This is a genomic window from Christiangramia sp. 3-2217-3z (assembly GCF_051195275.1).
GTDB classification, from domain to species: Bacteria; Bacteroidota; Bacteroidia; order Flavobacteriales; family Flavobacteriaceae; genus Christiangramia; species Christiangramia marina.
Map to the genome: position 1 here is coordinate 288,659 of NZ_JBNJLI010000003.1, position 22,062 is coordinate 310,720.

The following is a 22,062-nucleotide window of genomic DNA, read 5'->3' on the forward strand; positions in this document are numbered from 1 at the left end:
GGCTTCATGAGTTCGCTTTGAATAGGTCATAAACTGAACCTATTAGGACATAGTAATTTGAGATATGTAAGCTGAACTAAATTTGGTACCTTTGTGCCTCAATAAAGTTTAATAAAAAGAATTGATATATGTATCCAGCAGATTTAGTAAAACCAATGAGAGAGGATCTTACTAGTATTGGTTTTGAAGAATTACACACAGTAGAAGATGTTGAGCAGGCTATGGAAAAGAAGGGAACTACTTTGGTAGTAGTGAATTCTGTTTGTGGTTGTGCAGCAGCGAACGCAAGACCGGGAGCTAGAATGTCTTTACAGAATAGCAAAAAACCAGATAATCTGGTAACTGTTTTTGCAGGTGTCGATAAGGAAGCAACAGACAAAGCGAGAGATCTTATGGTACCATTCCCTCCTTCTTCGCCATCTATGGCCTTGTTTAAGGACGGTGAATTAGTACACATGCTAGAGCGTCACCATATTGAAGGTCGCCCTGCAGATATGATCGCTGAAAATCTTATTGGAGCTTATAATGAGTTCTGCTAAGAATCACCTAATATAATTTAAGACCACGCAGTTTCCTGCGTGGTTTTTTTATACCTCAGTTCTAGATTTCGCTATTTTTGGTATTTTTATAGCCTATGGAAAAAATTCTTGCTTACCCGCTTACGGTAATTTTCTATTTCTTCTTTTTTCTGAATTTACTCCTTTTTCATCCTATCCAGTGGGTATGCCTGAAACTTGGAGGATATGAAGCACATAAAAAAAGTGTTGATATCTTCAATCTCTTCCTCTTACGTTGCCTGAATCTTCTGGGAACTACTTTTGATATTCAGAAACCTGCAAATATACCTACAGATCGTACGGTGATCTTTGTTTCCAACCACCAGGGAATGTATGATATTCCGCCACTCATCTGGTATTTCAGGAAACATCATCCCAAATTTGTTAGTAAAAAAGAATTAGGTCACGGTATTCCAAGTATTTCCTTCAATTTAAGACATGGTGGTTCAGTATTGATAGATCGCAAGAACAGAAGAGAGTCGCTTCAAAAAATGTCGGCTTTTGGAGATTATCTAAAAACCACCAAACGTTCTGCTGTTATATTTCCTGAAGGAACGCGCAGTAGAACTGGCGAACCCAAGGAATTTCGAAGAAACGGGATGTTGATGCTTTTCAAAAAGAATCCGGAAGCACTCGTAGTTCCAATTACCATCAATAACTCCTGGAAACTATTCAAATACGGAAATTTCCCGATGGGAATTGGCGTAAATATGACCTTAAAAGCACATGACCCAATAGAAATATCCTCTATGGATGCTGAAAGTCTTATTGCTAAAATTGAAAGAACCATTATCGCAGATATCAAGTAACTATGACCGAAGAATTGCTGATAGACCAAACGATCGCTTATGTAAAGGAAACATTGCATAATGCTGAAGGAGGTCACGACTGGTTTCATATAGAAAGAGTTTATAAGAATAGTCTGAATATTGCAGCTTCTGAAGAAGCAGATCTTCTGGTCGTAAAATTAGGCGCTTTGCTACATGATATTGCCGACTCTAAATTTCATGGCGGAGATGATACGGTAGGACCGGCGAAGGCCAAAGAATTCTTAGAAACTCAGAAGGTTTCAGAAGAGATCATAGATCACGTGGTAATGATCATTGAGAATATTTCGTTTAAAGGCGGAAATGTACAGCAGCAATTTCGATCTATGGAACTTGATATTGTTCAGGATGCCGACAGGCTGGATGCGCTTGGTGCCATTGGAATCGCCAGAACTTTTAATTATGGCGGCTTTAAAAACAGACCACTTTACGATCCTGAGATCAAACCAAACCTTAATATGAGCAAAGAAGAATATAAAGCTTCTCTGGCTCCTACCATCAATCATTTTTATGAGAAACTGCTGTTGCTGAAAGAGCGCATGAATACAACTACTGCTAAAAAGATCGCAGAACAGCGTCATGCTTTTATGGAAAATTTCCTTGACCAGTTTTATGCTGAATGGGAAGGTAAAAAATAAAGGCCGACACATTTTTGTATCGACCTTTAATTAATTAATTTCCTTCAGTATTATCCTTTTAGCGGACTAGCTTCTTTATCTTTTAAATGTTCAGCAAAGAAGCCCATCATAGCTTTATACAGATCGAGTCGGTTTTCCTCTTTCCCAAATCCGTGGCCTTCATCATACTTTACCATATAAGGGACTTCAACTCCGCGTGCTATCAAGCTTTCCACGATCTGGTCTGCTTCATCGATATTCACTCGGGGATCATTGGCTCCCTGCACTACGAATAGTGGCTTTTGAATCTTATCTACATGCAAAGCCGGTGAAATTTCGTTCATGATTGCCTGTTCTTCAGCATTGTCTGGATTATACCAGATCTTGTACATGATCTCCCTGTATTTTTCCCAGTATGGAGGAATGGTTTGCATAAATGTGTTGAGATTGCTTACTCCAACATAATCCACACCACAGGCATATTTTTCCGGAGTTTTAGTCATTCCGCGAAGCACCGCATAACCACCATGACTTCCGCCGTATATAGCAACTTTATCTTTATCTACCCAACCCTGATCGATCACGAAGTCTATTCCGTCTTCGACATCATCCATGGCTTTACGGCCTATTTCGCCAAAACCAGCTTTTAAAAATTCTTTTCCGTATCCACCCGAAATTCTAAAATTCACATGAAGGGTGGCATAACCACGACTGGCGAAAAGCTGAGCTTCAGGATTAAAACCCCAGGAATCTCTAATTCCCTGCGGCCCGCCATGAGGATTCACGATAAGTGGTAATTGCTGTCCCGCTTCGTAATCTTGCGGAAGCGTGATGTATCCATAAATGGTTTTGCCGTCCCGGCTTTTAAAGGTGATTGGCTTCATAGAGGCCATATCTTCCGCCTTTAATTGTGGTAACAACTTGTATAGCAGCCTTACCTCATCTTTCTGCACATCGTACAGGTAATACTCGCCAACGATCTTATCACTGGTCACAGCGATCATATATTTGCTTTCATCATCTGTTCTGCCAGCAGTGTAGAATTGTTTGTCTCCAAACTCCATTTTTAGTCTTGCGTAGATCTTTTTATAGGTGTCGCTTACAGGAACCACTACGGTTTTTTCACCTGTGTAGCTGAAGTAGTCAATTTCGTAATTGCGCTTTCTCGACAGCGTCAACCCGGAAACATCAAATGTTTCATTACTGAAGATCGTTTCTATCTTCTTATTCTGCTTTAGATCATATATCTGAATTTCGGTTTTATCACCATCCAGATTCGAAACTACGTACGCATGATCTGGATTTTCAGAAGTTACACTCAGTGAAGCTATACTGAAGGAATCGCTAAAATCTGTATATTTTATCTGTCTGAATTCCCCATCGATCTTATATAGAAGTTCGGTATTCACTCCGTCGACGATTCTTGTGATTGCGCGCAGATTGCCTTCCCGATCAAAATCATAACCCGCTACCGGATCATCCCTTTCGTTTACAGTATAAAGCTTCGTGATCTCTCCGCTGTTTACGTTCAAGCGATAGGGTTCTTCCTGTTGCAGATTGTCCTTGTTCATCTGTACGATCACATGGTCTTTATCTTCTTTGAGTGAGGCGATAATATTTGCTCTAACACCTTCGAATGGCGTAAGGTCAAGGTTATTTTCTCCGGAAATATCTACTCCGTAAACATGGTAATTTTCATCGCCACCCTTGTCCTGCATATAGACAATACGATCTTTACTCGCCCAGGCAAATCCACGAATAAGGTCTTCTTCCTGTTTTTTAAGCAATATTTCTTTTTCTGAAGCAACTTCCTTCAGGTAAAGGTCCCGTTCTCCTGAAGCTCTTCGTTTCATATATCCAATGTATTTTCCATCTGGAGATAATTTAAATGAGAATGCTTCCGGAGTTTTGAAATAGTCATCGACTGAATATTTGTAGTTCCCGGATTCCAGACCGGCCAGTCTGGCCAGCTCTTCCTTACTTGATGGTAATGTAGTATTTCCTGGTTTTTCTTTCACGATCTTATATAATTTTAGCGGGTAGTCATGTCCCGCTTGTTGATAGGTCCCTTCTATATTTTTACCATTTACAGTTCCGGTATAGGTCATTTGTAGTTTACCGGAATTAATGGTTAGGGTTTCGTTCTGCAAAACTACCAAATCGAGTTCGGAAGCCCTTTAGTACTAATAAAACATTAGGATTTTGATCTACTGGCAGCTGATTAGACCAATGTTCGATAATAGTTTAAGCTATCTTATTTCCTGACAGTCGGGACAGAAGTAAGTGCTTCTGCCTCCTATTTTAATCATTTCGATCTTTCCCTTCCCGTTAGGACAGTCTCCACCCGCATCACGGTGACTTCTAAGGTAAGAATCAGGAATCTGCTCACCTTCGGTTTTGCTTTTGGTCACCGTTTCCAGGATGATGTTCATTTTTTTGAACATTGCCTTTAGATCCTTGTCACTGAGATTCTCGCATTTCGATTTTGGATGAATTCCTGTTTGAAATAGCATCTCGTCAACATAAAGGTTCCCTAACCCGGCGATAAAAGCCTGGTCCATTAATGCAGTTTTCACATTGCCTTTTTTATTGCTAAAAAGCTCTATGAATTCTTCTTCTGAAACTTCAGTGGCATGCGGTCCAAGTTTCTTCTCTTTTCTGAAGTTTTCAATGTCATCAGTTAGAAATAGTTTGCCAAATTTCCGCGGACAGATAAAAGACAGTTTGCCGCCATTGTCGAAAGTAAGCGTTAGCTGAGCATGTTTATGGAAATCATCGTGCTGGAAGAAGTCCATCCTACCCGTCATTCCGAAGTGAATTACCAGAAATCCATCCTTCACCAGTTCCAGAAAAAGATATTTACCAATTTGAGAAACCGCTTTGATTTCATTCCCTTGAAGTCTATCCTTAAAATCTTTTTTAGGTGACTGGAAGATCTTGTCTGCACCCGTATCCACCTTTACAATCTTTTGATGAAGGCTGGTGGAATCAATATATAATTTTTGATAGGCGACTTCTGGTAATTCTGGCATAGCTTTTTGTTTTCAAGTTAGTATAAATAGAAATTTCATAAAAATTAAAAAAGCTTTGTCTGCCCATCTTTATATTCCTCATGCAACTTACAGTTTAGACTGGGTTTTTTACGATCTTGCAGATACATTTTGCGAGCGATTTGAAACTGCTGCTTTACCTGTTCAGCAAACTGTCCTTCTCCCTTCATACGGGTGCCAAACCTACTATCGTTAAGGCTGCCTCCATGAATATCTGCAATCTGATTTAAAACTTTATCGGCTCTATCTGGCATTGATTTTTTGATCCAGTCTGTAAAGATCTCTCCAATACTGCCATTCAATCGCACGATCGTATAGCCCACACCCAGCGCACCTCTATTAGCCACTTCCCGAACCAACGGCATTATTTCATGATTATTGATCGAGGGAATGATAGGTGCCATCATCACACTCACCGGAATATTAGCCGCAGAAAGTTTCTCTACAGTTTCCAGTCTTTTTTTAATACTGGCAGTTCTTGGTTCAAGGATTCTTCGAGTATGTTCCTGCAGTGTGGTGATACTTATATTTACGTGTACGAGCCTGTCCTGAGCCAGTTCTCTTAGAATATCCATATCGCGTAAAATGAGGGAGTTCTTGGTGATCATTCCAACAGGATGCCGGTATTTAAAAAAGGTTTGAAGTAAACTTCTGGTGATCTTCAGTTCCTTTTCTATAGGTTGGTAACAATCGGTATTTCCAGATAGCACAATGGGTCTTGCCTGCCAGGATTTGCTTTTTAGCTTTTTCTCTAAAAGTTCAACAGAATTTCTTTTTACCAGGATCTTTTGTTCGAAATCCAGACCGGCGCTATATCCCCAGAATTCATGACTGTTACGGGCATAGCAGTAAATACAGCCATGTTCACAGCCCTGGTAGGGATTCAAGGAAAAATCCATTCCCACATCGGGACTGGTCACTTTATTTACAATCGTCTTCGGAAAAGTTTCAATAGTTGTGGTTTTAAAATTTACCGCTTCTTCCCCTTCAGCATTGCAATAGTTTAAAAAGTCGTCCCTGGTTTCATGACTATGCGCATCAAACTTATTACTGCTGTTTTTCTGGGCTCCCCGGCCCTTGATAAAATCCTCATAACTCATGTTTCAAAATTATGGAATTATTCCTTTTTAATGGATTTTATCCTAGTTAAAATTTAAAAAAAGGCTCCTTCATCAAATCATGATTTTCAAAAAGGAGCCAGTATTTTATTTATTAGGGAATTCGGCTTTACGCTTGTTTAGAAATGCTGAAGTTCCTTCTTTAAAATCTTCAGTGCCAAAACTATCTCCGAAACCTTTTACTTCCATTTCAAAACCATCAACACCATCTTCATAGTTAGCATTGATCGCTTTGATTGCCGTAGAAATAGCAACCATGGAGTTTTTCATGATCTTTTGAGCCAGGCTCACAGCCAGTTCCATCAATTCTTCCTGAGATGTTACGTGGTTCACCAGGTTGTATTGCAAAGCCTGGTTTGCATCGATCATTCCCGCGGTCATGATCATCTCCATTGCACGACCTTTTCCTACCAGTTGTGGTAATCTTTGAGTTCCACCATATCCCGGTATCACTCCAAGAGATACTTCCGGAAGACCCATTTTCGCATTATCACTGGCAATTCTAAAATGTGCTGCCATGGCAAGTTCCAGTCCGCCACCAAGAGCAAATCCATTTACAGCTGCAATAACAGGTTTAGGGAAATTAGCTACATAATCAAAAAGCTTTTCCTGCCCATCTGCTGAAAGTTTCTTTCCCTCTTTTGGTGAGTAGTCGGCAAATTCACTAATATCTGCTCCAGCTACAAAAGCCTTCTCTCCGCTACCCGTAATTATTACGACTTTCACTTCGTCATTATCTTTCGCGGCTTTGAAAGCCTGGTGAAGCTCAAGAATCGTCTCTCTATTAAGAGCATTTAGCTTCTTTGGTCGATCTATAGTAATCGTTAATATTTCGTTTTCAATCTCTTCTAAAATGTTCTGATAACTCATAATCTTTATTTTGGAAATCGTACGTTAAAGATAGTGCCTTTATTTTGTTTGGAAACAAAGCTAATCGTCCCGTTATAAGTTTCCACGATATTTTTTACCATAGCAAGGCCTAATCCCATTCCGCTTGATTTCGTGGTGAATTTAGGTTCAAAAACCTTCGTTTTATTTTCTTCGGAAATACCCATTCCATTATCGGAAACCGAAATTAGAACGGTATTCTCCTCTTCTTCGACCGCCACCATAATTCGAGGATCTTCTACATCCTGAAGCGCCTGAGTAGCATTCTTAACCAGGTTGGTCACCACCCTGATTAATTGCGTACGATCAAATTTCGCCAGGATCTCTTCCTGATCACATTGAAATTCAATGTATTTCTCATTGAAAATATCTAGTGCCAGCTTTACGATCTTAGGCACATTCAAAGTTTCATTTTGTTGTGCGGGCATCTTTGCAAAGTTCGAGAATGCCGAAGCAATAGAACTCATTGTATCAATTTGGTTGATGAGCGTTTCACTGTATTCATCAACCTTATGATGAATTTCGGGATCTTCCGGATCAAAATTACGTTGAAAACTTTGTACGCTCAATCGCATAGGTGTTAACGGATTCTTGATCTCATGTGCTACCTGCTTGGCCATTTCCCGCCAGGCTTGTTCACGCTCATTGGTGGCCAATTTTACGGCACTTTCCTCCAGCTCATCGATCATACTGTTATATGCCGAAACCAGTGCATAAATTTCTTCTGTTGCATTAGAGAGTTCGATCTTCTGGTTTCGTTTGTCCAGTCTCGTCTGGTTGATCTTTTCAGAAATGATCTTCAGCGATTTGGTGATATATTTTGAAAGAAAGAATGAGAGAATAATGGCTATCAACAGCATAAAAAGATAGACTTCAGCCATGCGCACCAGGAAATTGTTCAAATCCCTGTTCAGCAGACTATCATCCTGTACATATGGTAAATACAGGATTGCCAGTGGCTTAAATTTTCCATCGGTAATATAACTGTATGAAGACTGGTATTTCTGCCCGTTGACTTCAGTTTTCTTCAAATAATGCTTGGTAGTGGTCGCGTCCAGCTTACTGAGTACACTTTCTGGAATACTTACAGTAGTGGAATCTTTAAAGAAGGATTCGTTGGACTTGATAATAAGGCTTCCGTCGAGATCATAAATATGGATCTGCATCTCGTGAACTTCAGCCATTTCATCGATCTTATCCCTTTCAGTAAAAATGGGTCCAAGATTCTCTGTGTCTACAACATAAGTTGTACTGGCAAGTACAAATTTAATATTCTCAAGGATCGCTCTTTGCTTACGCTCCAGCCGTTCTTCGTGATAACTTTCAGCTTCCTGCTTATATTGATATACTGTCACCCCAAAAATTAGAATAGATGCCCCCAGAACCAGTAGGATCATAGAGATAAAAATTCTGGTTCGTAAGGATAGTTTAAGCATCTTCATAAGGCAGGCTTCGCTTCAAGGCAACAATTATCGAACCATTTCAGGCATTGGGATTTCTGGATCGAATTCTTTTATATAATTTGATCCCCAGCATTAACATAATCCCCAGTAGAAAAATTCCCAGAACTCCGTAGATCCAGTTAATGGCATCCCGCACGATAACCAGGAAAATTACTGAAAACAGGATAAGCGTGCTTCCCTCATTCCAGATTCGCATTCCGTTTGAAGTCCAGTTAATAATCCCTTTCTGCAATTCTTTAAAAATTAGGTGGGTCTTAAAATGATAGGCAAATAATAGCACAACAAAACCAAGTTTCACGTGCATCCAGGGTTGCTCAAGCCAGCCCGGAACCATCGCCAGTAACGTAAAAGCGAAAGCGCTCGCCAGAATCGCAGAAGGCCAGGTAATAATGAACCAGAGCCTTTTCGCCATCAGTTTTAGCTGATCTCCAAGAATCGTTTTATCGGGTTCCGGCTTTTCAGCAGCTTCGATCTGGTAAACAAATAAGCGCGGAATATAAAAAAGCCCGGCAAACCACGTGATTACGAAAATAAGGTGCAGGGCTTTGATATAATTATAGTACTCCATTTAGTCTTCAGTCTCTACGAATAGATAATTAAGATCCATCGCATTAAATTCCTTATTAAAAGCTTTTACTTCTTCTTTTAAAAGCTGGTCAAATTTATTCAATTCTTCGTTGATACTGGCAGTAAGTTGGTCTTTAACTGCAATATCCTGCTGAGTTGGTGGAAAATCGTCCATTCCCACAAGACTATTTAAATGTGCCAGTTTATTCGTGAGTTTTATCGGGAAATTAAGCGGATCCTGGTTACTGCGATTCCTGGTCTGGTAAAGCGCATTTTCTATTTGTGAAAGTTCCTCACTTAGGGTTTTTGCTTTTTCCAGCAGTGGTTTTACCTGCTCATTGTTTTTATACTGCTTCTGAAAATCCTGCAATTGCGCATCGACCTTTCTCATTTTTTTGATGGATTGATGAGCCTTGTCTACGGTCTTATTCACGCTGGAAATAAAATCGTATTGTTTTTGCATTCCAGCCAGATCGGTTTCGGCATTCGCATCTGCTAAAATCTCGAAATCCTGTTTCATCACCTCATCATCCACTTCCAGAACTACCTTGTAATTTCCGGGAACCGCTTGCGGAGCGTCTGTACTTGCCCACCAAAGGATCATTCCGTCCAGTCGTTCAGCGCCTTCGCCACGCATATCCCAAACATGCTGATTCGCTCCTTTACTTACTTCCAGTTTATTCTTTTCTGCTTCAGAAGAGAAGCTCTGAATCGTATCATTTTCAGCATTTAAATAGCTTAACTTCACTTTTTTACCTTCAGGATCCTTCAGAAAAAAATAGGTCATGACTCCGGCGGGATGGTTCGTCCCGGCTGTTGCACTTTCTCGGGATCTGCCATCCATTCGATAAGAAGCTTTCGGTTTAAACAGATGATCCTGATTCTTTTCAACTGAATTCAACTGGTGTAACAGGCTAAGATCATCAATGATCCAGAGACTTCTTCCCTGCGTAGCCACGATCAAATTATTTTCTTTAATGGCAAGATCGGTAATTGGAACGATTGGCAGGTTTAACTGAAAAGTTTTCCAGTTTTCTCCATTATCAAAAGATATATACATCCCGGTTTCAGTACCTGCATAAAGCAAGCCTTGTTTTGCAGGATCTTCACGAACCACCCTGGTAAAATGTTCCGAAGAAATTCCAGAAGTGATCTTTTTCCAGGACTTCCCGTAGTTGGTCGTTTTATATAAATAAGGAGCAAAATCTCCCAGTTTGTACCTGGTTCCAGCGATATATGCCGTGCCTTCATCAAAAACAGAAGGTTCAATACTATTGATCATCATCCACTCCGGCATTCCTTTAGGTGTTACATTTTCCCAGTTTTTTCCACCATCTCTGGAAACATGTACCAGGCCATCATCACTTCCAGTCCAGAGCAGACCTTCCTTTAAAGGCGACTCTGCTGCAGCGAAAATAGTACTGTAATATTCTACGGAAGTATTGTCCTGGGTAATAGGTCCTCCTGAAGACTTTTGTTTCGACTTGTCATTTCTCGTAAGATCAGGACTAATTTCTTCCCAGCTTTCCCCTTCATTCGTGGTCATATGTAAATGGTTGGATGCGGTATACAATTTATCAGGATCATGCGGAGAGAAGAAAATAGGGAAATTCCACTGGAAACGATATTTGAGGTCCTCGGCTCCGTGACCCATTGGGTTATCTGGCCAGACACTAATACTCCGTACAGTCCCGGTTTCATGATTGTACCTGGTTAGGAATCCATCATAACTTCCACCATACACGATCTCAGGATTTTCAGGATCTACGGCAATATGTGCGCTCTCACCTCCCGCTGTAGATTCCCAGTCACCTTCTCCAATACTTCCTCCTTCTGTTCTATGTCTGATTCTAACCGTAGAATTATCTTGTTGTGCCGCATATATTCTATACGGAAATGAATTATCTGTGGTAACCCTGTAAAACTGAGAAGTCGGCTGATTGTGGTATGTACTCCAGGTTTCACCGCCGTCGTAAGTAATTTGTGCTCCTCCATCGTCACCCATGATCATCCTTTGAGAATCTTCTGGAGCGATCCATAGATCATGGTGATCTCCGTGCGGAGCATTTGCAGAACTGTAAGTCTTACCGCCATCGGTACTTGTATGATAATTCACATTGAGCACATATACCTTGTCTTCATCTTCGGAGTCGGCATAGATTCGTGTATAATACCAGGCACGTTGTCTCAGGCTACGATCGTCATTGATCAAATTCCAGGTTTCACCGGCATCGTCACTGCGATAAACACCTCCTTTATCTTTATTTTCAACAATAGCCCAGACTCTTTCGCTATTTGCAGGAGAAACGGTCACGCCAATGATCCCTAGAGTATCCTTCGGAAAACCTTTGTTTTCTGAAATTTTCTTCCAGGTTTCCCCGCTATCTGTACTTTTCCATAAAGCTGATCCTTCTCCTCCACTACTCAGACTATAAGGTGTGCGCTGAACATTCCAGGTACTCGCATATAAAATTCGCGGATTGTTGGGATCCATAATAAGATCTACTGCACCGGCATCTGCATTAGAAAAAAGTACTTTTTCCCAGTTTTTACCACCATCGGTAGATTTATAAACTCCCCGCTCTTCAGTAGGTTTGTAAATATTTCCGAGAACAGCTGCATATACAGTATTGTAATCCTTCGGATGAATAACGATTCTGGGAACATGCCGACTGTTTTTTAATCCAGCGGAGCTCCAGGTTTTCCCGGCATCTTCGGTTTTCCAGATTCCGTAGCCAGAAGAAACATTTCCACGAACCGTTTTTTCGCCACCACCCACATACATCACATTTGGATCGCTCTTAGCAACCTCAATGGCGCCAATGGATCCTCCAAAATAACCATCAGATATATTGCTCCAGCTGCGACCTCCATTCGTCGTTTTCCATACACCGCCACCTGCAGCTCCAAAATAGAAAAGATTTGGCTTACCGGGAACACCGGTTACTGCAGCACTTCGTCCACCTCGAAACGGACCAATTAGACGATATTCCAGAGCGCCGTAAAGTTCTTCGGAAATTTCCTGTGCAAAATGTTTTTGTGAATTGAAAAGAGTGGCGATCAGTAAAAGAACTGACAGCCTGAGTAGAGATTGATTCATAGAAAATCGTTTAGTCTGCTTTAAAGATAAGGATTTACTATAATTTTCAAGCTTCTGAAGTTTACCTGAGCGTATGCCGAATCTCACGATTCAGAAAATAGGCAGTAATGATCGTAGAAAGTACATCGGCAATTGGAAAAGAGATCCAGACGCCAAGCTCTCCATAGTACTTCGGAAGAATTAGCACCAGCGGAATAAAGAGAAATCCCTGTCGCGATAGAGTAAGCAAAAATGCTGGCACAGCTTTCCCGATGGCCTGGAAATAAGCGGCGCCAATTAGCTGAATAGTTACAATTGGAATCGCTGCAAAAACCCAGCGCATTGCTGAAGGTGTTTGCTCCAGAATACTTGGTTCCGTAGTAAATATTGCGACAATATCTGGCGCGAAAATCATGATTCCGGCAAAGATTAGCAGCCCCATCAGGAAAGAATATAAAATAGCAGTATTGATACTTTTTCGAACCCTGCTGAAGTTCTCTGCCCCATAATTAAAACCGGCAATAGGCAAAAATCCCTGGGTGACTCCAAGTACCGGGAAGAGTGCGAACATAAGCATACGCGCAATGATCGCATATACGGTGATCGATTCTTCTCCACCTAGATCAAAAAGAATATTATTCATTAAAAGATAGGTAACGCTTACTACAGCCTGCCTGGCCAGAGTGACCACTCCCAATGCTGAAATTTCCTTCAGAATAGGAAAATCCATATTGAAATGAGAAAAACTGATCTTTAATTCTGAGTTCTTCGAGAGAAAAAACCAGATAATATAAGCCATGCAGAAGAAATAGGATGCGGTTGTTGCCAGGGCGGCACCTTCCATTCCCATATTCAGCTTATTAATAAAGATATAATCCAGAATTAGATTGACCACGGAAGGAATGATCATCGCGATCATGGCAAAACGAGGTTTTCCCTCAGCACGAATTACGTTGTTCCCCATCATAGCCAGCGCCAGCATTGGGACACCGCAGAGTACGATGATATAATAAATTTTTGCAGGATCGAAGATCTCGCCCATTCCTCCAAATGCAGGGATGAGATCATCAACAAATATCAATCCCGGAATGACCAGACCTATAGATAAAACTAAGGTAAGGGTGATCTGGTTTCCAAAGGTTCGTAAGGCTTTGGAATCTTCGTTGGCGCCAAGTGCCCGGGAGATGATCGAACTTCCACCAATGCCTATAGCCATTCCTAAAGCCGCTATAAAAAAAGAGACAGGCAATACAACATTGATGGCCGCAATTGCGATCGGGCCTATCCAGTTTCCAACAAATATAGTATCTACCAGGATGTTCAAGGACATCACCAATATTCCTACAGATGCCGGTAAAGCTTGTTGAATAAGAAGTTTACCAATGGGTTTATCACCCAGTTCTTTAGAATTACGAACGGCCATTAAGCCTCCACCGGAGTTTGCTGGGTTGCCCACTCATCGATCCATCTGGATAATACTTTTACCCAATCTTCACGATCGTTCAAACATGGAACTACAGAGAAATCTTTTCCGCCAACTTCATGGAAGATCTCTTCGCCTTCCATGGCAATTTCTTCCAGTGTTTCCAGACAATCTGACACGAAAGCCGGAGTTACAATGGCTAATTTCTTCATTCCCTGTTTTCCAAATCTTTCGATGGTTCTATCTGTATATGGCTTTAGCCATGGGTCGAATCCTAATCTTGACTGGAAGGAAACGCTATAAGTATTTGGCTTCATTCCCAAATGTTCCGCAACCAACCTGGTGGTTTCAAAGCACTGGTGGCGATAACAGAACTGGTGAGCAGTTGATGCCGTCTGGCAACAGGAGCCGTCTATCTTACAATGTGAACTGGTCACATCGCTTTTACGAATATGTCTCTCGGGAACGCCATGATAAGAAAATAACAAGTGCTCGTATTCTTTTCCTTCAAGATTTTCTGCGATACTGTTTGCCAGTGTTCGCACGTAATCTGGATGATTATAAAATGGTGGCACTGTTGTAAAGCTCATCTCAGGAAAAAATTCCTTGCGTAGCTCTTCAGCCAAAACAAGAATAGTTTCAGTAGTAGCCATGGCGAATTGTGGATACAATGGAAAAAGCAGCACTTCGTCCACTCCTTTATCCTTCAATTCCTGTAAGCCTTGTTTTATATTTGGAGTTCCATACCTCATTGCCAAAGCAATTGGTACAGATGTCTTTTCATCAATTTTATTCTGAAGTCTTTCAGAGAGTACAATTAGCGGAGAACCTTCATCCCACCAGATCTTCTGGTAAGCTTCAGCAGATTTTTTAGGACGGGTGTTTAATACAATTCCCTTTACCAGTAGTGTTCTGGCCCAGTATGGCACATCGATCACTCGCTCATCCATAAGGAATTCACCTAAATATTTCTTGACATCTTTGGGGTCGGTACTGTCTGGAGAACCCAGATTTACCAGCAATACGCCTTTACTCATAATTTTTCTTTTTCAACTCAAAAATAATACTAACTGGTCTATTGAAATACAATTCATAATTAGTGTTCTCTATGATTCAATAATCAGTTAGCTAACCGACAATGTATATTTCTTCGGCGTGGTTCCAAATTTCTTTTTAAAACCGGCAATAAAGTGACTCGCCGTACTGTAACCAACCTTCAGTCCTACTTCATTTACGTTATATTCACCTGTCTCCAGAAGCTTGCGTGCATATTCCATTTTATAATCGAATAGAAAGCTATAAACCGAATCGCCATAAATTTGCTTAAAACCTTCTTTTAGCTTTTTAAGACTAAGTCCAATTTCATCTGAAAGTTCCTGCAGGGATGGTGGCTCTGCCATTCTTGCGATCACGATATCTTTTGCTCTTCTTATCTTCTTGATATTCTCTTCATCACTCAAAAACGGACATTGTTCCAGATCTGGATTCTCCGCTTTATTAAAGTACAGACTTAATAATTCGAAAGCTTTCGCTTTAAAATAAAGATTTTTGATACTGGGAGTCAGATTAAAATTCATGATCTGGTTTAAAACTACCGCGGTTGAAGGTGAGACCTGAGCATCCTTATAATATTTCTTATCCTTATTGTCACCACTTAAAAAAGTGATATAATCTGCTTCCTGCGAAAACAGAGCGTGAAATTTCTTAATGGAAATAACCAGAGAAATTAACCAACTCTCTTTTTCCATGGATAAATGCAGTGGCAGATCGCGCTGGGGATTGTATAATAAAAGTGAATTCTCTTCAGGAAGTGGTAATTCATAACTCCCGCTATTGAAAAGAAACTTGCTGTTCCCCTTCACATTGAAGTGAAATTGAATAAAACTATTATCAATTTCGCGGGACATGATCTTATTCTCATCTGTATCATTCTGAAACTTCAGAATATAGAAACCATCTTCGATCTTGATTTCTTCTGAAATACTTACAGCGTTATTTTTTTTGCTTTCATCCATCCTCGGAAATTTTATTTATTTAGAATCAGTCTAAACAAATCTATTCACAACAGCTTTGTTTACTACAAAAATAGCGCATTTTGAAGTTTAGGACTTTAAAAAGCTGATAAATATCATCTATCGACACATTTAGTGCCTCTAGCGTTATTTTTTGAAATACTCTTCTGCTATTTTTGCAAGCGTATTCCAAATCGATACATGGAAGATTATCACATTTCAAGAGGTAAGCATTTTTATACGATAGGTTTAAGCTACAAAAAGGCTGATGCCGAGATCCGTGGACACTTCAGTCTTACGGAACAAGCGAAAGAAAATTTGTTGCAACAGGCCGGCCGCGAAGGTATCGATGGTATTCTTTTAACTTCCACCTGTAATCGTACTGAAATTTACGGTTTCGCAGAACATCCTTTCCAGTTGATCAAATTGCTTTGTGAACATACTCATGGAACAGTAGAGGAATTTGAGAAAGTAGCTTACGTTTATAAGAACAAACAGGCCATTGCTCATATGTTCAGGGTTGGAACAGGACTGGACAGCCAGATCCTGGGTGATTTTGAAATTATAAGTCAGTTAAAAGTAGCCTTTGTACGTTCCAAAAAACTTGGATTGGTAAATGCATTCCTGGAAAGATTGGTAAATGCTGTTATCCAGGCCAGTAAAAGAATTAAGAACGAGACAGAGATTTCGAGTGGAGCGACTTCAGTTTCATTTGCCTCTGTACAGTATATATTAAAGAATATAGAGAATGTTTCAGATAAGAACATTCTTCTCTTCGGAACAGGAAAAATAGGACGTAATACCTGCGAAAATCTGGTAAAGCATACCCGGAATAACCATATCACCTTAATCAACAGAACAAAGGATAAAGCTGAAAAAGTTGCCGGTAAATTTGATCTTATCGTGAAGGATTATGCAGATCTACAGGCAGAGATCAGGAATAGTGATATTTTGATCGTTGCTACCGGAGCTCAGAATCCTACAGTTTCGAAAGAACTTATTTATTCTAAAAAAGATCTTTTGATCCTTGATCTTTCTATTCCGAAGAACGTTTCAGAAGATGTTGAAGAATTGCCCAACGTGCAATTAATTCATCTAGATCATTTATCGCAAATGACCGATGAAACGCTGGAAAGAAGAAAACAATTCATTCCGCAGGCAAAAGAGATCATTGCTGAAGTTGAAAACGATTTCAATCAATGGCTGGAAACGAGAAAGTTTGCACCAACGATTAAAGCTTTAAAGAAAAAGCTAAGATCTATGAAAGATGATGAACTGGACTTCCAGCGTAAAAAAATGTCGGATTTTAATGATGAACATGCTGAAATTGTAAGCAATCGTATCATCCAGAAGATCATGAAACATTTTGCAAATCACCTCAAAGGAGATACTGAAACCACGGACGAAAGCCTGGAATTGATCCATAAGGTCTTTCAACTCGAAGAAGTTACCAAATGAGCAAAGTAATTCGAATTGGCACTCGCGATAGTGAATTAGCGATGTGGCAAGCCCGCACCGTACAGAATGCACTGGAGCGAACTGGTCATAAAAGTGAACTGGTTCCTGTAAAATCTACTGGCGACCTCAATCTAGATCAACCTTTATATGAAATGGGAATCACCGGGATTTTTACAAAAACCCTGGATGTTGCCATGATCAAAGGCGAAGTAGATATTGCTGTTCATTCCATGAAAGATGTCCCTACGGCTCTACCAAAGGGAATTGTGGAAGCAGCAGTGATGAAACGAGCGAGCAATAAGGATATTCTGGTTCACAAAGGAACTGACTTTCTGGATAACAAAAAAGGAAAGATCGCTACAGGTAGCCTACGCCGTAAAGCGCAATGGTTGCACAAATATCCAGATCACGAGGTCGTGGATCTTCGCGGGAATGTAAATACCCGCATGCAAAAACTTGAAGATAATGACTGGAATGGCGCCATATTCGCAGCTGCCGGACTGGAGCGTATCGAGATCAAACCAGAGAACTTTATTGATCTAAACTGGATGATCCCGGCACCGGCTCAGGGTGCGATGTTAATCGTAGCCATGGAGAAAGACGAAGAAAGCCGTAAAGCACTAGCTCTTTTGAACCACCAGGAATCTCAAATTTGTGTACACGTTGAACGTGAATTCCTTAAAGTTCTTGAAGGTGGTTGTACCGCTCCAATTGGAGGCTTAGCCAGAATTCATGCTGGTCATATACATTTTCTTGGAGCACTTTTCAGTCTTGATGGTTCTAAGAAAATAGAAGTAGAAAAAAGCGTTCCGGTTTCACAAGTGAATGGATTAGGAACGATCTGCGCTCAGGAAGTTTTAAATAATGGAGGTCGTGAATTAATGCAGCATATTAAAACTGCTTTAAATAATTGATGAATGCCTACCGTAATTTCCACGAAAAAACTAGCACTCAACCAGAAGGAACTACTTTTAAATAGTGGGATTGGATTCGCGGAGTATGATGCTATCGAAATAGAATTTCTGAATTTTGATCTGCCTGAACAAACTATCCAGAATGCCATTTTTACCAGCAAGAATTCATTAAAAGCAATCACATCAAAGCAAATTGATATCACTAATTGCTTTTGTGTAGGAGAGAAAACTGCAATAATGGCTAAGGAGATGGGTTACAATGTTCTGGAAACTACAGCCTATGCTCATGATTTGGCAAATATCATCATCCAGAATTATCCTGATCGGGAATTTCAGTTTTTCTGTGGTTATTCGAGACTTGATAAACTTCCGGAGATGCTTCAGCAGCAAAATATAGCGCTTAAGGAAATTAAGGTTTATAAAACTGCGTTGAACATTCAGCAATTTCGTTCAGATTACGACGGAATTCTATTTTACAGCCCAAGTGGAGTGAAAAGCTATACCAGCAAAAATACGATTAACTCCATTGCATTTTGCATTGGAGATACAACTGCTTCCGAAGCAAAAAGACATACTACCAGCATCGTAACTCCGGGAACGCCCGGCATTGAAAACCTGATCGCCATGGTAGCAAAAACATTTAGAAAAGACTTAAAACATCAGCAATGATCAAGAATGACCTTTTTTTAAAAGCACTTAGAGGTGAAAGCGTAGAACGTCCACCAGTTTGGATGATGAGACAGGCAGGAAGATATCTTCCTGATTTTATGAAGCTTAAAGAAAAATATGACTTTTTCACCCGTTGTCGTACTCCTGAACTTGCTACTGAAATTACGGTAATGCCAATTCGCCAGGTAGGTCCAGATGCTGCGATTCTTTTTAGCGATATTCTCGTGGTGCCACAGGCAATGAACATCGAGGTGGAGATGAAGCCTGGTGTTGGCCCGTGGTTGCCAAATCCTGTAGATACTCCCGCAAAAGTAGAACAGGTGATCGTACCAGATGTGCACGAAACTCTTGGCTATGTTTTTGACGCGATCAAGCTTACAAAACAGGAATTAAATGATGAAGTACCGCTCATAGGATTCGCCGGTTCACCATGGACCATTCTATGTTACTGTGTACAGGGACAGGGATCTAAAACTTTTGATAAGGCGAAAAGATTCTGTTTCATGGAACCTATCGCTGCGCATAAATTACTTCAAAAAATTACTGATACTACCATCGCATACCTGAAAGAAAAAGTAAAAGCCGGTGTAGATGCCGTACAGCTTTTCGATTCTTGGGGAGGATTGCTGGAGCCTAATGATTACAAAGAATTCTCATGGCAGTATATGCAACAGATCATCGATGCTTTAAAAGATGAAGTTCCTGTAATTGCTTACGGAAAAGGATGTTGGTTTGCCTTAAAAGATATGTCACAATCTGGAGCAGCTGCTCTTGGAGTAGACTGGACCTGTGATGCTCGAAATGCTCGTTATTTAAGTGGCGGACAGATCACTTTGCAAGGGAATTTTGATCCTGCCAGGCTTTATTCCAAACCAATCGAAATTAAATATATGGTGAACGATATGATCAAAGCCTTCGGAAAAGATCGTTATATCGCCAACCTTGGTCATGGTATTTTACCAAATATTCCTGTAGATAATGCGAAAGCTTTCGTAGACGCTGTCAAGGAATACAGAGAGTAAGCCAACACTAAAAAATTACAAGAACCGAACCCAAGCTGAAAAGTTTTCATGAGCATGAAAGAACAATTTTACAGATATATTGAGCAGTTGCAGGATTCAATCACTTCAAAACTGGAGGAGATCGATGGCGGCGCCAAATTCAAAGAAGATATCTGGAAAAGAAATGAAGGCGGGGGCGGTAGAACCCGTGTGATCGAAAATGGAAATGTTTTCGAAAAGGGAGGTGTGAACATCTCTGCGGTTCACGGCCCACTGGCTCCTGCCATGCAAAGCTATTTTAAAGTTGGGGATGTGGACTTTTTTGCCTGCGGACTCAGCCTTGTGCTTCATCCCAAAAACCCAATGGTTCCAACGGTTCATGCCAACTGGCGCTATTTTGAAATGTACGAGAAAGACGGTACTGTGATCGACCAGTGGTTTGGTGGAGGTCAGGATCTTACTCCTTATTATCTTTTCGAGGAAGATGCGAAACACTTTCACTATACCTGTAAGAAAGCATGTAATCCTCATGGATTTTCTTTCTATTCAGATTTTAAGAAGAAGTGCGATGAATATTTCTGGAATGGACATAGAAATGAAGCCAGAGGAATAGGCGGACTTTTCTTTGATTATCTAAAGGAGAATGATCGTATGAAGATTGCCGACTGGTATGATTTTGTGACCGATGTTGGTGATTCATTTTTACAGGCTTATGTCCCGATCGTGGAGAAACGCAAGAATTTGCCTTATTCTGAAGAGAATAGAAAATGGCAGGAAATTCGACGTGGACGCTACGTAGAGTTCAATCTTGTACATGATAAAGGAACTTTATTTGGACTAAAGACCAACGGAAGAATAGAAAGTATCCTGATGAGCCTTCCACCACACGTACAATGGGTTTATGATCATCATCCTGAACCTGGAAGTGAAGAAGAAAAACTCATACAGGTGCTTGAAAGACCTGTGAACTGGGTTTAAAATATACTGCGCCGCAGCAATACTAAAAAATTGAAACAATGCTTAGAAGAAACCGAAGACTACGTACGAACGAATCTGTAAGATCACTGGTAAGAGAAACTTTTATTTCTCCAAACGATTTCCTGGTTCCAATTTTTGTGGTAGAAGGAAAACAGGTTAAGGAGGAAATCGCTTCCATGCCCGGTTATTATAGATATAGTCTTGATCTTCTAAAGCAGGAAATAAAAGAATTATGGAGCCTCGGCTTAAAGTCGGTTTTGCTTTTTGTAAAGGTTCCAGATGAATTAAAAGACAATGCGGGTACTGAAGCTATAAATCCAGATGGATTGATGCAAAGAGCCGTGAAAACCGTGAAAGATGTCGCGCCAGAAATGGTTATCATGACAGATGTTGCCCTGGATCCATATTCCTCTTATGGTCACGATGGGATAGTAAATGACGGGAAGATCCTGAACGATGATACCACCGCGATCCTGGCAGAGATGGCTTTATCTCATGCGAAAGCAGGCGCAGATTTTGTAGCGCCCAGTGATATGATGGATGGCAGAATCTTTGAGATGAGAACTTTACTCGAGGACGAAGGTTTTCATGATACAGGCATTATGAGCTATTCTGCAAAATACGCTTCTGCGTTTTATGGTCCGTTTAGAGATGCTCTGGATTCTGCTCCAGGCTTTGGTGATAAAAAAACCTACCAGATGGATCCTGCCAATCGGGATGAAGCTATCAAGGAAACTTTGATGGATATCGAGGAAGGTGCAGATATCGTGATGGTGAAGCCAGGTCTTTGTTATCTGGACATTGTTCGCGACATTAAGAATGCTGTAAACGTACCTGTTGCGGTCTACCAGGTAAGTGGTGAATATGCGATGATCAAAGCTGCAGCAGAGAAGGGATGGCTGGACCACGACGCTGTGATCCTGGAACAGTTAACTGCTATAAAGCGTGCCGGGGCTAATATGATCGCCTCGTATTTTGCAAAAGATGCCGTGAAATTAATTTCCTGATTTTTAGAAAAATATAAGACTACTTCTGTTTTTACAATCAGTTTTTGGCTTAACATTGTTGTATGAAATCCAGTAAATTTTTATGGATAAACTTGCTACTGCTTCAGGTATTCCTACTTGGTGGTACGAATGTTTATGCTACTGAAGTTTCTACGGAAATAAAGCCTACTGATGAATTTCACTTTACTCAGGCACATAGTAACAAGAACGCATATCTGCCGGATGAAGCTTTTTCTTTTTCTGAAAAAGTAAATGCTGAAGAGTCCGATTTCTCAAAATTCTTCGGAAGCCTTGATAGTTTTGAAGCGGTAATTTCAGAAGAAAGAGAAGTTCTACAGATTTTTACAAGTTTCAGGTATCATTTTCACCTGAAGAAAATCCTCTTTCCATTCCATAGTTTCTGGTAAATAGAATGAATTACGTCAAGCTGATTA

Annotated in this window: 20 protein-coding genes; 10 read left to right on the plus strand and 10 right to left on the minus strand. The window is 40.5% G+C overall.

All coding sequences use genetic code 11. The features are described from left to right. Window positions 1-128: 128 nt before the first annotated feature. The 3 genes from ACSHZO_RS07180 to ACSHZO_RS07190 all read left to right on the plus strand — a co-directional run bounded on the left by ACSHZO_RS07180 (window position 129) and on the right by ACSHZO_RS07190 (window position 2,022). Complete coding sequence (locus tag ACSHZO_RS07180) at window positions 129-539, plus strand: BrxA/BrxB family bacilliredoxin (protein WP_141876506.1); 411 nt, start codon at window positions 129-131, stop codon at window positions 537-539. 95 nt (window positions 540-634) lie between these two features. Then, window positions 635-1,366 (plus strand): lysophospholipid acyltransferase family protein, encoded by a 732-nt coding sequence (locus ACSHZO_RS07185; RefSeq protein WP_295180612.1) that lies wholly within the window; start codon window positions 635-637, stop codon window positions 1,364-1,366. Between the two features lie 2 nt (window positions 1,367-1,368). After that, entirely contained in the window at window positions 1,369-2,022 is a 654-nt protein-coding gene (locus tag ACSHZO_RS07190) for an HD domain-containing protein (RefSeq protein WP_298246840.1), read from the plus strand. A gap of 50 nt (window positions 2,023-2,072) precedes the next feature. Here ACSHZO_RS07190 and ACSHZO_RS07195 read toward each other — a convergent pair whose 3' ends face one another. From ACSHZO_RS07195 to ACSHZO_RS07240, 10 genes are all read right to left on the minus strand, one after another. Beyond that, window positions 2,073-4,109, minus strand: a complete 2,037-nt coding sequence (locus ACSHZO_RS07195) for an alpha/beta hydrolase family protein (protein ID WP_435066889.1) — start codon at window positions 4,107-4,109, stop codon at window positions 2,073-2,075. Window positions 4,110-4,250: 141 nt separating this feature from the next. Then, window positions 4,251-5,033 carry an Fpg/Nei family DNA glycosylase gene (locus ACSHZO_RS07200; RefSeq protein WP_298246842.1) on the minus strand — a complete coding sequence of 261 codons (783 nt, stop codon included), beginning with the start codon at window positions 5,031-5,033 and terminating at the stop codon, window positions 4,251-4,253. 44 nt (window positions 5,034-5,077) lie between these two features. Continuing rightward, a complete protein-coding gene (locus tag ACSHZO_RS07205; protein ID WP_298246843.1) occupies window positions 5,078-6,151 on the minus strand; it encodes a PA0069 family radical SAM protein in 1,074 nt (357 codons plus the stop codon). A gap of 105 nt (window positions 6,152-6,256) precedes the next feature. After that, complete coding sequence (locus tag ACSHZO_RS07210; RefSeq protein WP_298246844.1) at window positions 6,257-7,039, minus strand: enoyl-CoA hydratase/isomerase family protein; 783 nt, start codon at window positions 7,037-7,039, stop codon at window positions 6,257-6,259. Between the two features lie 5 nt (window positions 7,040-7,044). Further along, window positions 7,045-8,499, minus strand: a complete 1,455-nt coding sequence (locus tag ACSHZO_RS07215; RefSeq protein ID WP_295180624.1) for a sensor histidine kinase — start codon at window positions 8,497-8,499, stop codon at window positions 7,045-7,047. Window positions 8,500-8,539: 40 nt separating this feature from the next. Then, window positions 8,540-9,088 (minus strand): CopD family protein, encoded by a 549-nt coding sequence (locus ACSHZO_RS07220; protein WP_141876497.1) that lies wholly within the window; start codon window positions 9,086-9,088, stop codon window positions 8,540-8,542. Continuing rightward, window positions 9,089-12,187 carry a VPS10 domain-containing protein gene (locus ACSHZO_RS07225; RefSeq protein ID WP_298246845.1) on the minus strand — a complete coding sequence of 1,033 codons (3,099 nt, stop codon included), beginning with the start codon at window positions 12,185-12,187 and terminating at the stop codon, window positions 9,089-9,091. A gap of 61 nt (window positions 12,188-12,248) precedes the next feature. Further along, complete coding sequence (locus ACSHZO_RS07230) at window positions 12,249-13,589, minus strand: MATE family efflux transporter (protein ID WP_298246980.1); 1,341 nt, start codon at window positions 13,587-13,589, stop codon at window positions 12,249-12,251. Further along, on the minus strand, window positions 13,589-14,626 hold the full coding sequence (hemH, locus tag ACSHZO_RS07235; RefSeq protein WP_295181573.1) for a ferrochelatase: 1,038 nt from the start codon (window positions 14,624-14,626) through the stop codon (window positions 13,589-13,591). The genes ACSHZO_RS07230 and hemH overlap by 1 nt, the downstream gene beginning before the upstream one ends. A gap of 87 nt (window positions 14,627-14,713) precedes the next feature. After that, complete coding sequence (locus ACSHZO_RS07240; RefSeq protein ID WP_141876493.1) at window positions 14,714-15,604, minus strand: AraC family transcriptional regulator; 891 nt, start codon at window positions 15,602-15,604, stop codon at window positions 14,714-14,716. A 198-nt stretch (window positions 15,605-15,802) separates the two neighbouring features. On the opposite strand from ACSHZO_RS07240, the gene hemA reads away from it, so the two are divergent. The 7 genes from hemA to ACSHZO_RS07275 all read left to right on the plus strand — a co-directional run bounded on the left by hemA (window position 15,803) and on the right by ACSHZO_RS07275 (window position 22,035). Then, a complete protein-coding gene (gene hemA / locus ACSHZO_RS07245) occupies window positions 15,803-17,059 on the plus strand; it encodes a glutamyl-tRNA reductase (RefSeq protein WP_298246846.1) in 1,257 nt (418 codons plus the stop codon). Next, on the plus strand, window positions 17,056-17,973 hold the full coding sequence (gene hemC / locus ACSHZO_RS07250) for a hydroxymethylbilane synthase (protein ID WP_298246847.1): 918 nt from the start codon (window positions 17,056-17,058) through the stop codon (window positions 17,971-17,973). Before hemA ends, hemC begins: the two co-directional genes overlap by 4 nt. A 3-nt stretch (window positions 17,974-17,976) precedes the next feature. Then, window positions 17,977-18,642, plus strand: a complete 666-nt coding sequence (locus tag ACSHZO_RS07255; RefSeq protein WP_298246848.1) for a uroporphyrinogen-III synthase — start codon at window positions 17,977-17,979, stop codon at window positions 18,640-18,642. Beyond that, window positions 18,639-19,664 (plus strand): uroporphyrinogen decarboxylase, encoded by a 1,026-nt coding sequence (gene hemE, locus ACSHZO_RS07260; RefSeq protein ID WP_141876489.1) that lies wholly within the window; start codon window positions 18,639-18,641, stop codon window positions 19,662-19,664. Before ACSHZO_RS07255 ends, hemE begins: the two co-directional genes overlap by 4 nt. Window positions 19,665-19,718: 54 nt before the next feature. After that, window positions 19,719-20,621: an oxygen-dependent coproporphyrinogen oxidase gene (hemF, locus tag ACSHZO_RS07265; RefSeq protein WP_298246981.1), complete on the plus strand. Its 903-nt coding sequence runs from the start codon at window positions 19,719-19,721 to the stop codon at window positions 20,619-20,621. 38 nt (window positions 20,622-20,659) lie between these two features. Further along, window positions 20,660-21,628 (plus strand): porphobilinogen synthase, encoded by a 969-nt coding sequence (gene hemB, locus ACSHZO_RS07270; RefSeq protein WP_295181584.1) that lies wholly within the window; start codon window positions 20,660-20,662, stop codon window positions 21,626-21,628. A 62-nt stretch (window positions 21,629-21,690) separates the two neighbouring features. Further along, on the plus strand, window positions 21,691-22,035 hold the full coding sequence (locus tag ACSHZO_RS07275; protein WP_298246849.1) for a hypothetical protein: 345 nt from the start codon (window positions 21,691-21,693) through the stop codon (window positions 22,033-22,035). Window positions 22,036-22,062: the final 27 nt, after the last annotated feature.

Bases quoted from the DNA above. Each gene is read 5' to 3' on its own strand.
- ACSHZO_RS07195 (WP_435066889.1), bottom strand. From the start codon at position 4,109: ATGACCTATACCGGAACTGTAAATGGTAAAAATATAGAAGGGACCTAT.
- ACSHZO_RS07190 (WP_298246840.1), top strand. From the start codon at position 1,369: ATGACCGAAGAATTGCTGATAGACCAAACGATCGCTTATGTAAAGGAA.
- ACSHZO_RS07220 (WP_141876497.1), bottom strand. From the start codon at position 9,088: ATGGAGTACTATAATTATATCAAAGCCCTGCACCTTATTTTCGTAATC.
- ACSHZO_RS07210 (WP_298246844.1), bottom strand. From the start codon at position 7,039: ATGAGTTATCAGAACATTTTAGAAGAGATTGAAAACGAAATATTAACG.
- ACSHZO_RS07215 (WP_295180624.1), bottom strand. From the start codon at position 8,499: ATGAAGATGCTTAAACTATCCTTACGAACCAGAATTTTTATCTCTATG.
- ACSHZO_RS07255 (WP_298246848.1), top strand. From the start codon at position 17,977: ATGCCTACCGTAATTTCCACGAAAAAACTAGCACTCAACCAGAAGGAA.
- hemA (WP_298246846.1), top strand. From the start codon at position 15,803: ATGGAAGATTATCACATTTCAAGAGGTAAGCATTTTTATACGATAGGT.
- ACSHZO_RS07185 (WP_295180612.1), top strand. From the start codon at position 635: ATGGAAAAAATTCTTGCTTACCCGCTTACGGTAATTTTCTATTTCTTC.
- ACSHZO_RS07200 (WP_298246842.1), bottom strand. From the start codon at position 5,033: ATGCCAGAATTACCAGAAGTCGCCTATCAAAAATTATATATTGATTCC.
- ACSHZO_RS07205 (WP_298246843.1), bottom strand. From the start codon at position 6,151: ATGAGTTATGAGGATTTTATCAAGGGCCGGGGAGCCCAGAAAAACAGC.
- hemH (WP_295181573.1), bottom strand. From the start codon at position 14,626: ATGAGTAAAGGCGTATTGCTGGTAAATCTGGGTTCTCCAGACAGTACC.
- hemF (WP_298246981.1), top strand. From the start codon at position 19,719: ATGAAAGAACAATTTTACAGATATATTGAGCAGTTGCAGGATTCAATC.
- hemB (WP_295181584.1), top strand. From the start codon at position 20,660: ATGCTTAGAAGAAACCGAAGACTACGTACGAACGAATCTGTAAGATCA.
- ACSHZO_RS07275 (WP_298246849.1), top strand. From the start codon at position 21,691: ATGAAATCCAGTAAATTTTTATGGATAAACTTGCTACTGCTTCAGGTA.
- hemC (WP_298246847.1), top strand. From the start codon at position 17,056: ATGAGCAAAGTAATTCGAATTGGCACTCGCGATAGTGAATTAGCGATG.
- ACSHZO_RS07180 (WP_141876506.1), top strand. From the start codon at position 129: ATGTATCCAGCAGATTTAGTAAAACCAATGAGAGAGGATCTTACTAGT.
- ACSHZO_RS07230 (WP_298246980.1), bottom strand. From the start codon at position 13,589: ATGGCCGTTCGTAATTCTAAAGAACTGGGTGATAAACCCATTGGTAAA.
- ACSHZO_RS07225 (WP_298246845.1), bottom strand. From the start codon at position 12,187: ATGAATCAATCTCTACTCAGGCTGTCAGTTCTTTTACTGATCGCCACT.
- hemE (WP_141876489.1), top strand. From the start codon at position 18,639: ATGATCAAGAATGACCTTTTTTTAAAAGCACTTAGAGGTGAAAGCGTA.
- ACSHZO_RS07240 (WP_141876493.1), bottom strand. From the start codon at position 15,604: ATGGATGAAAGCAAAAAAAATAACGCTGTAAGTATTTCAGAAGAAATC.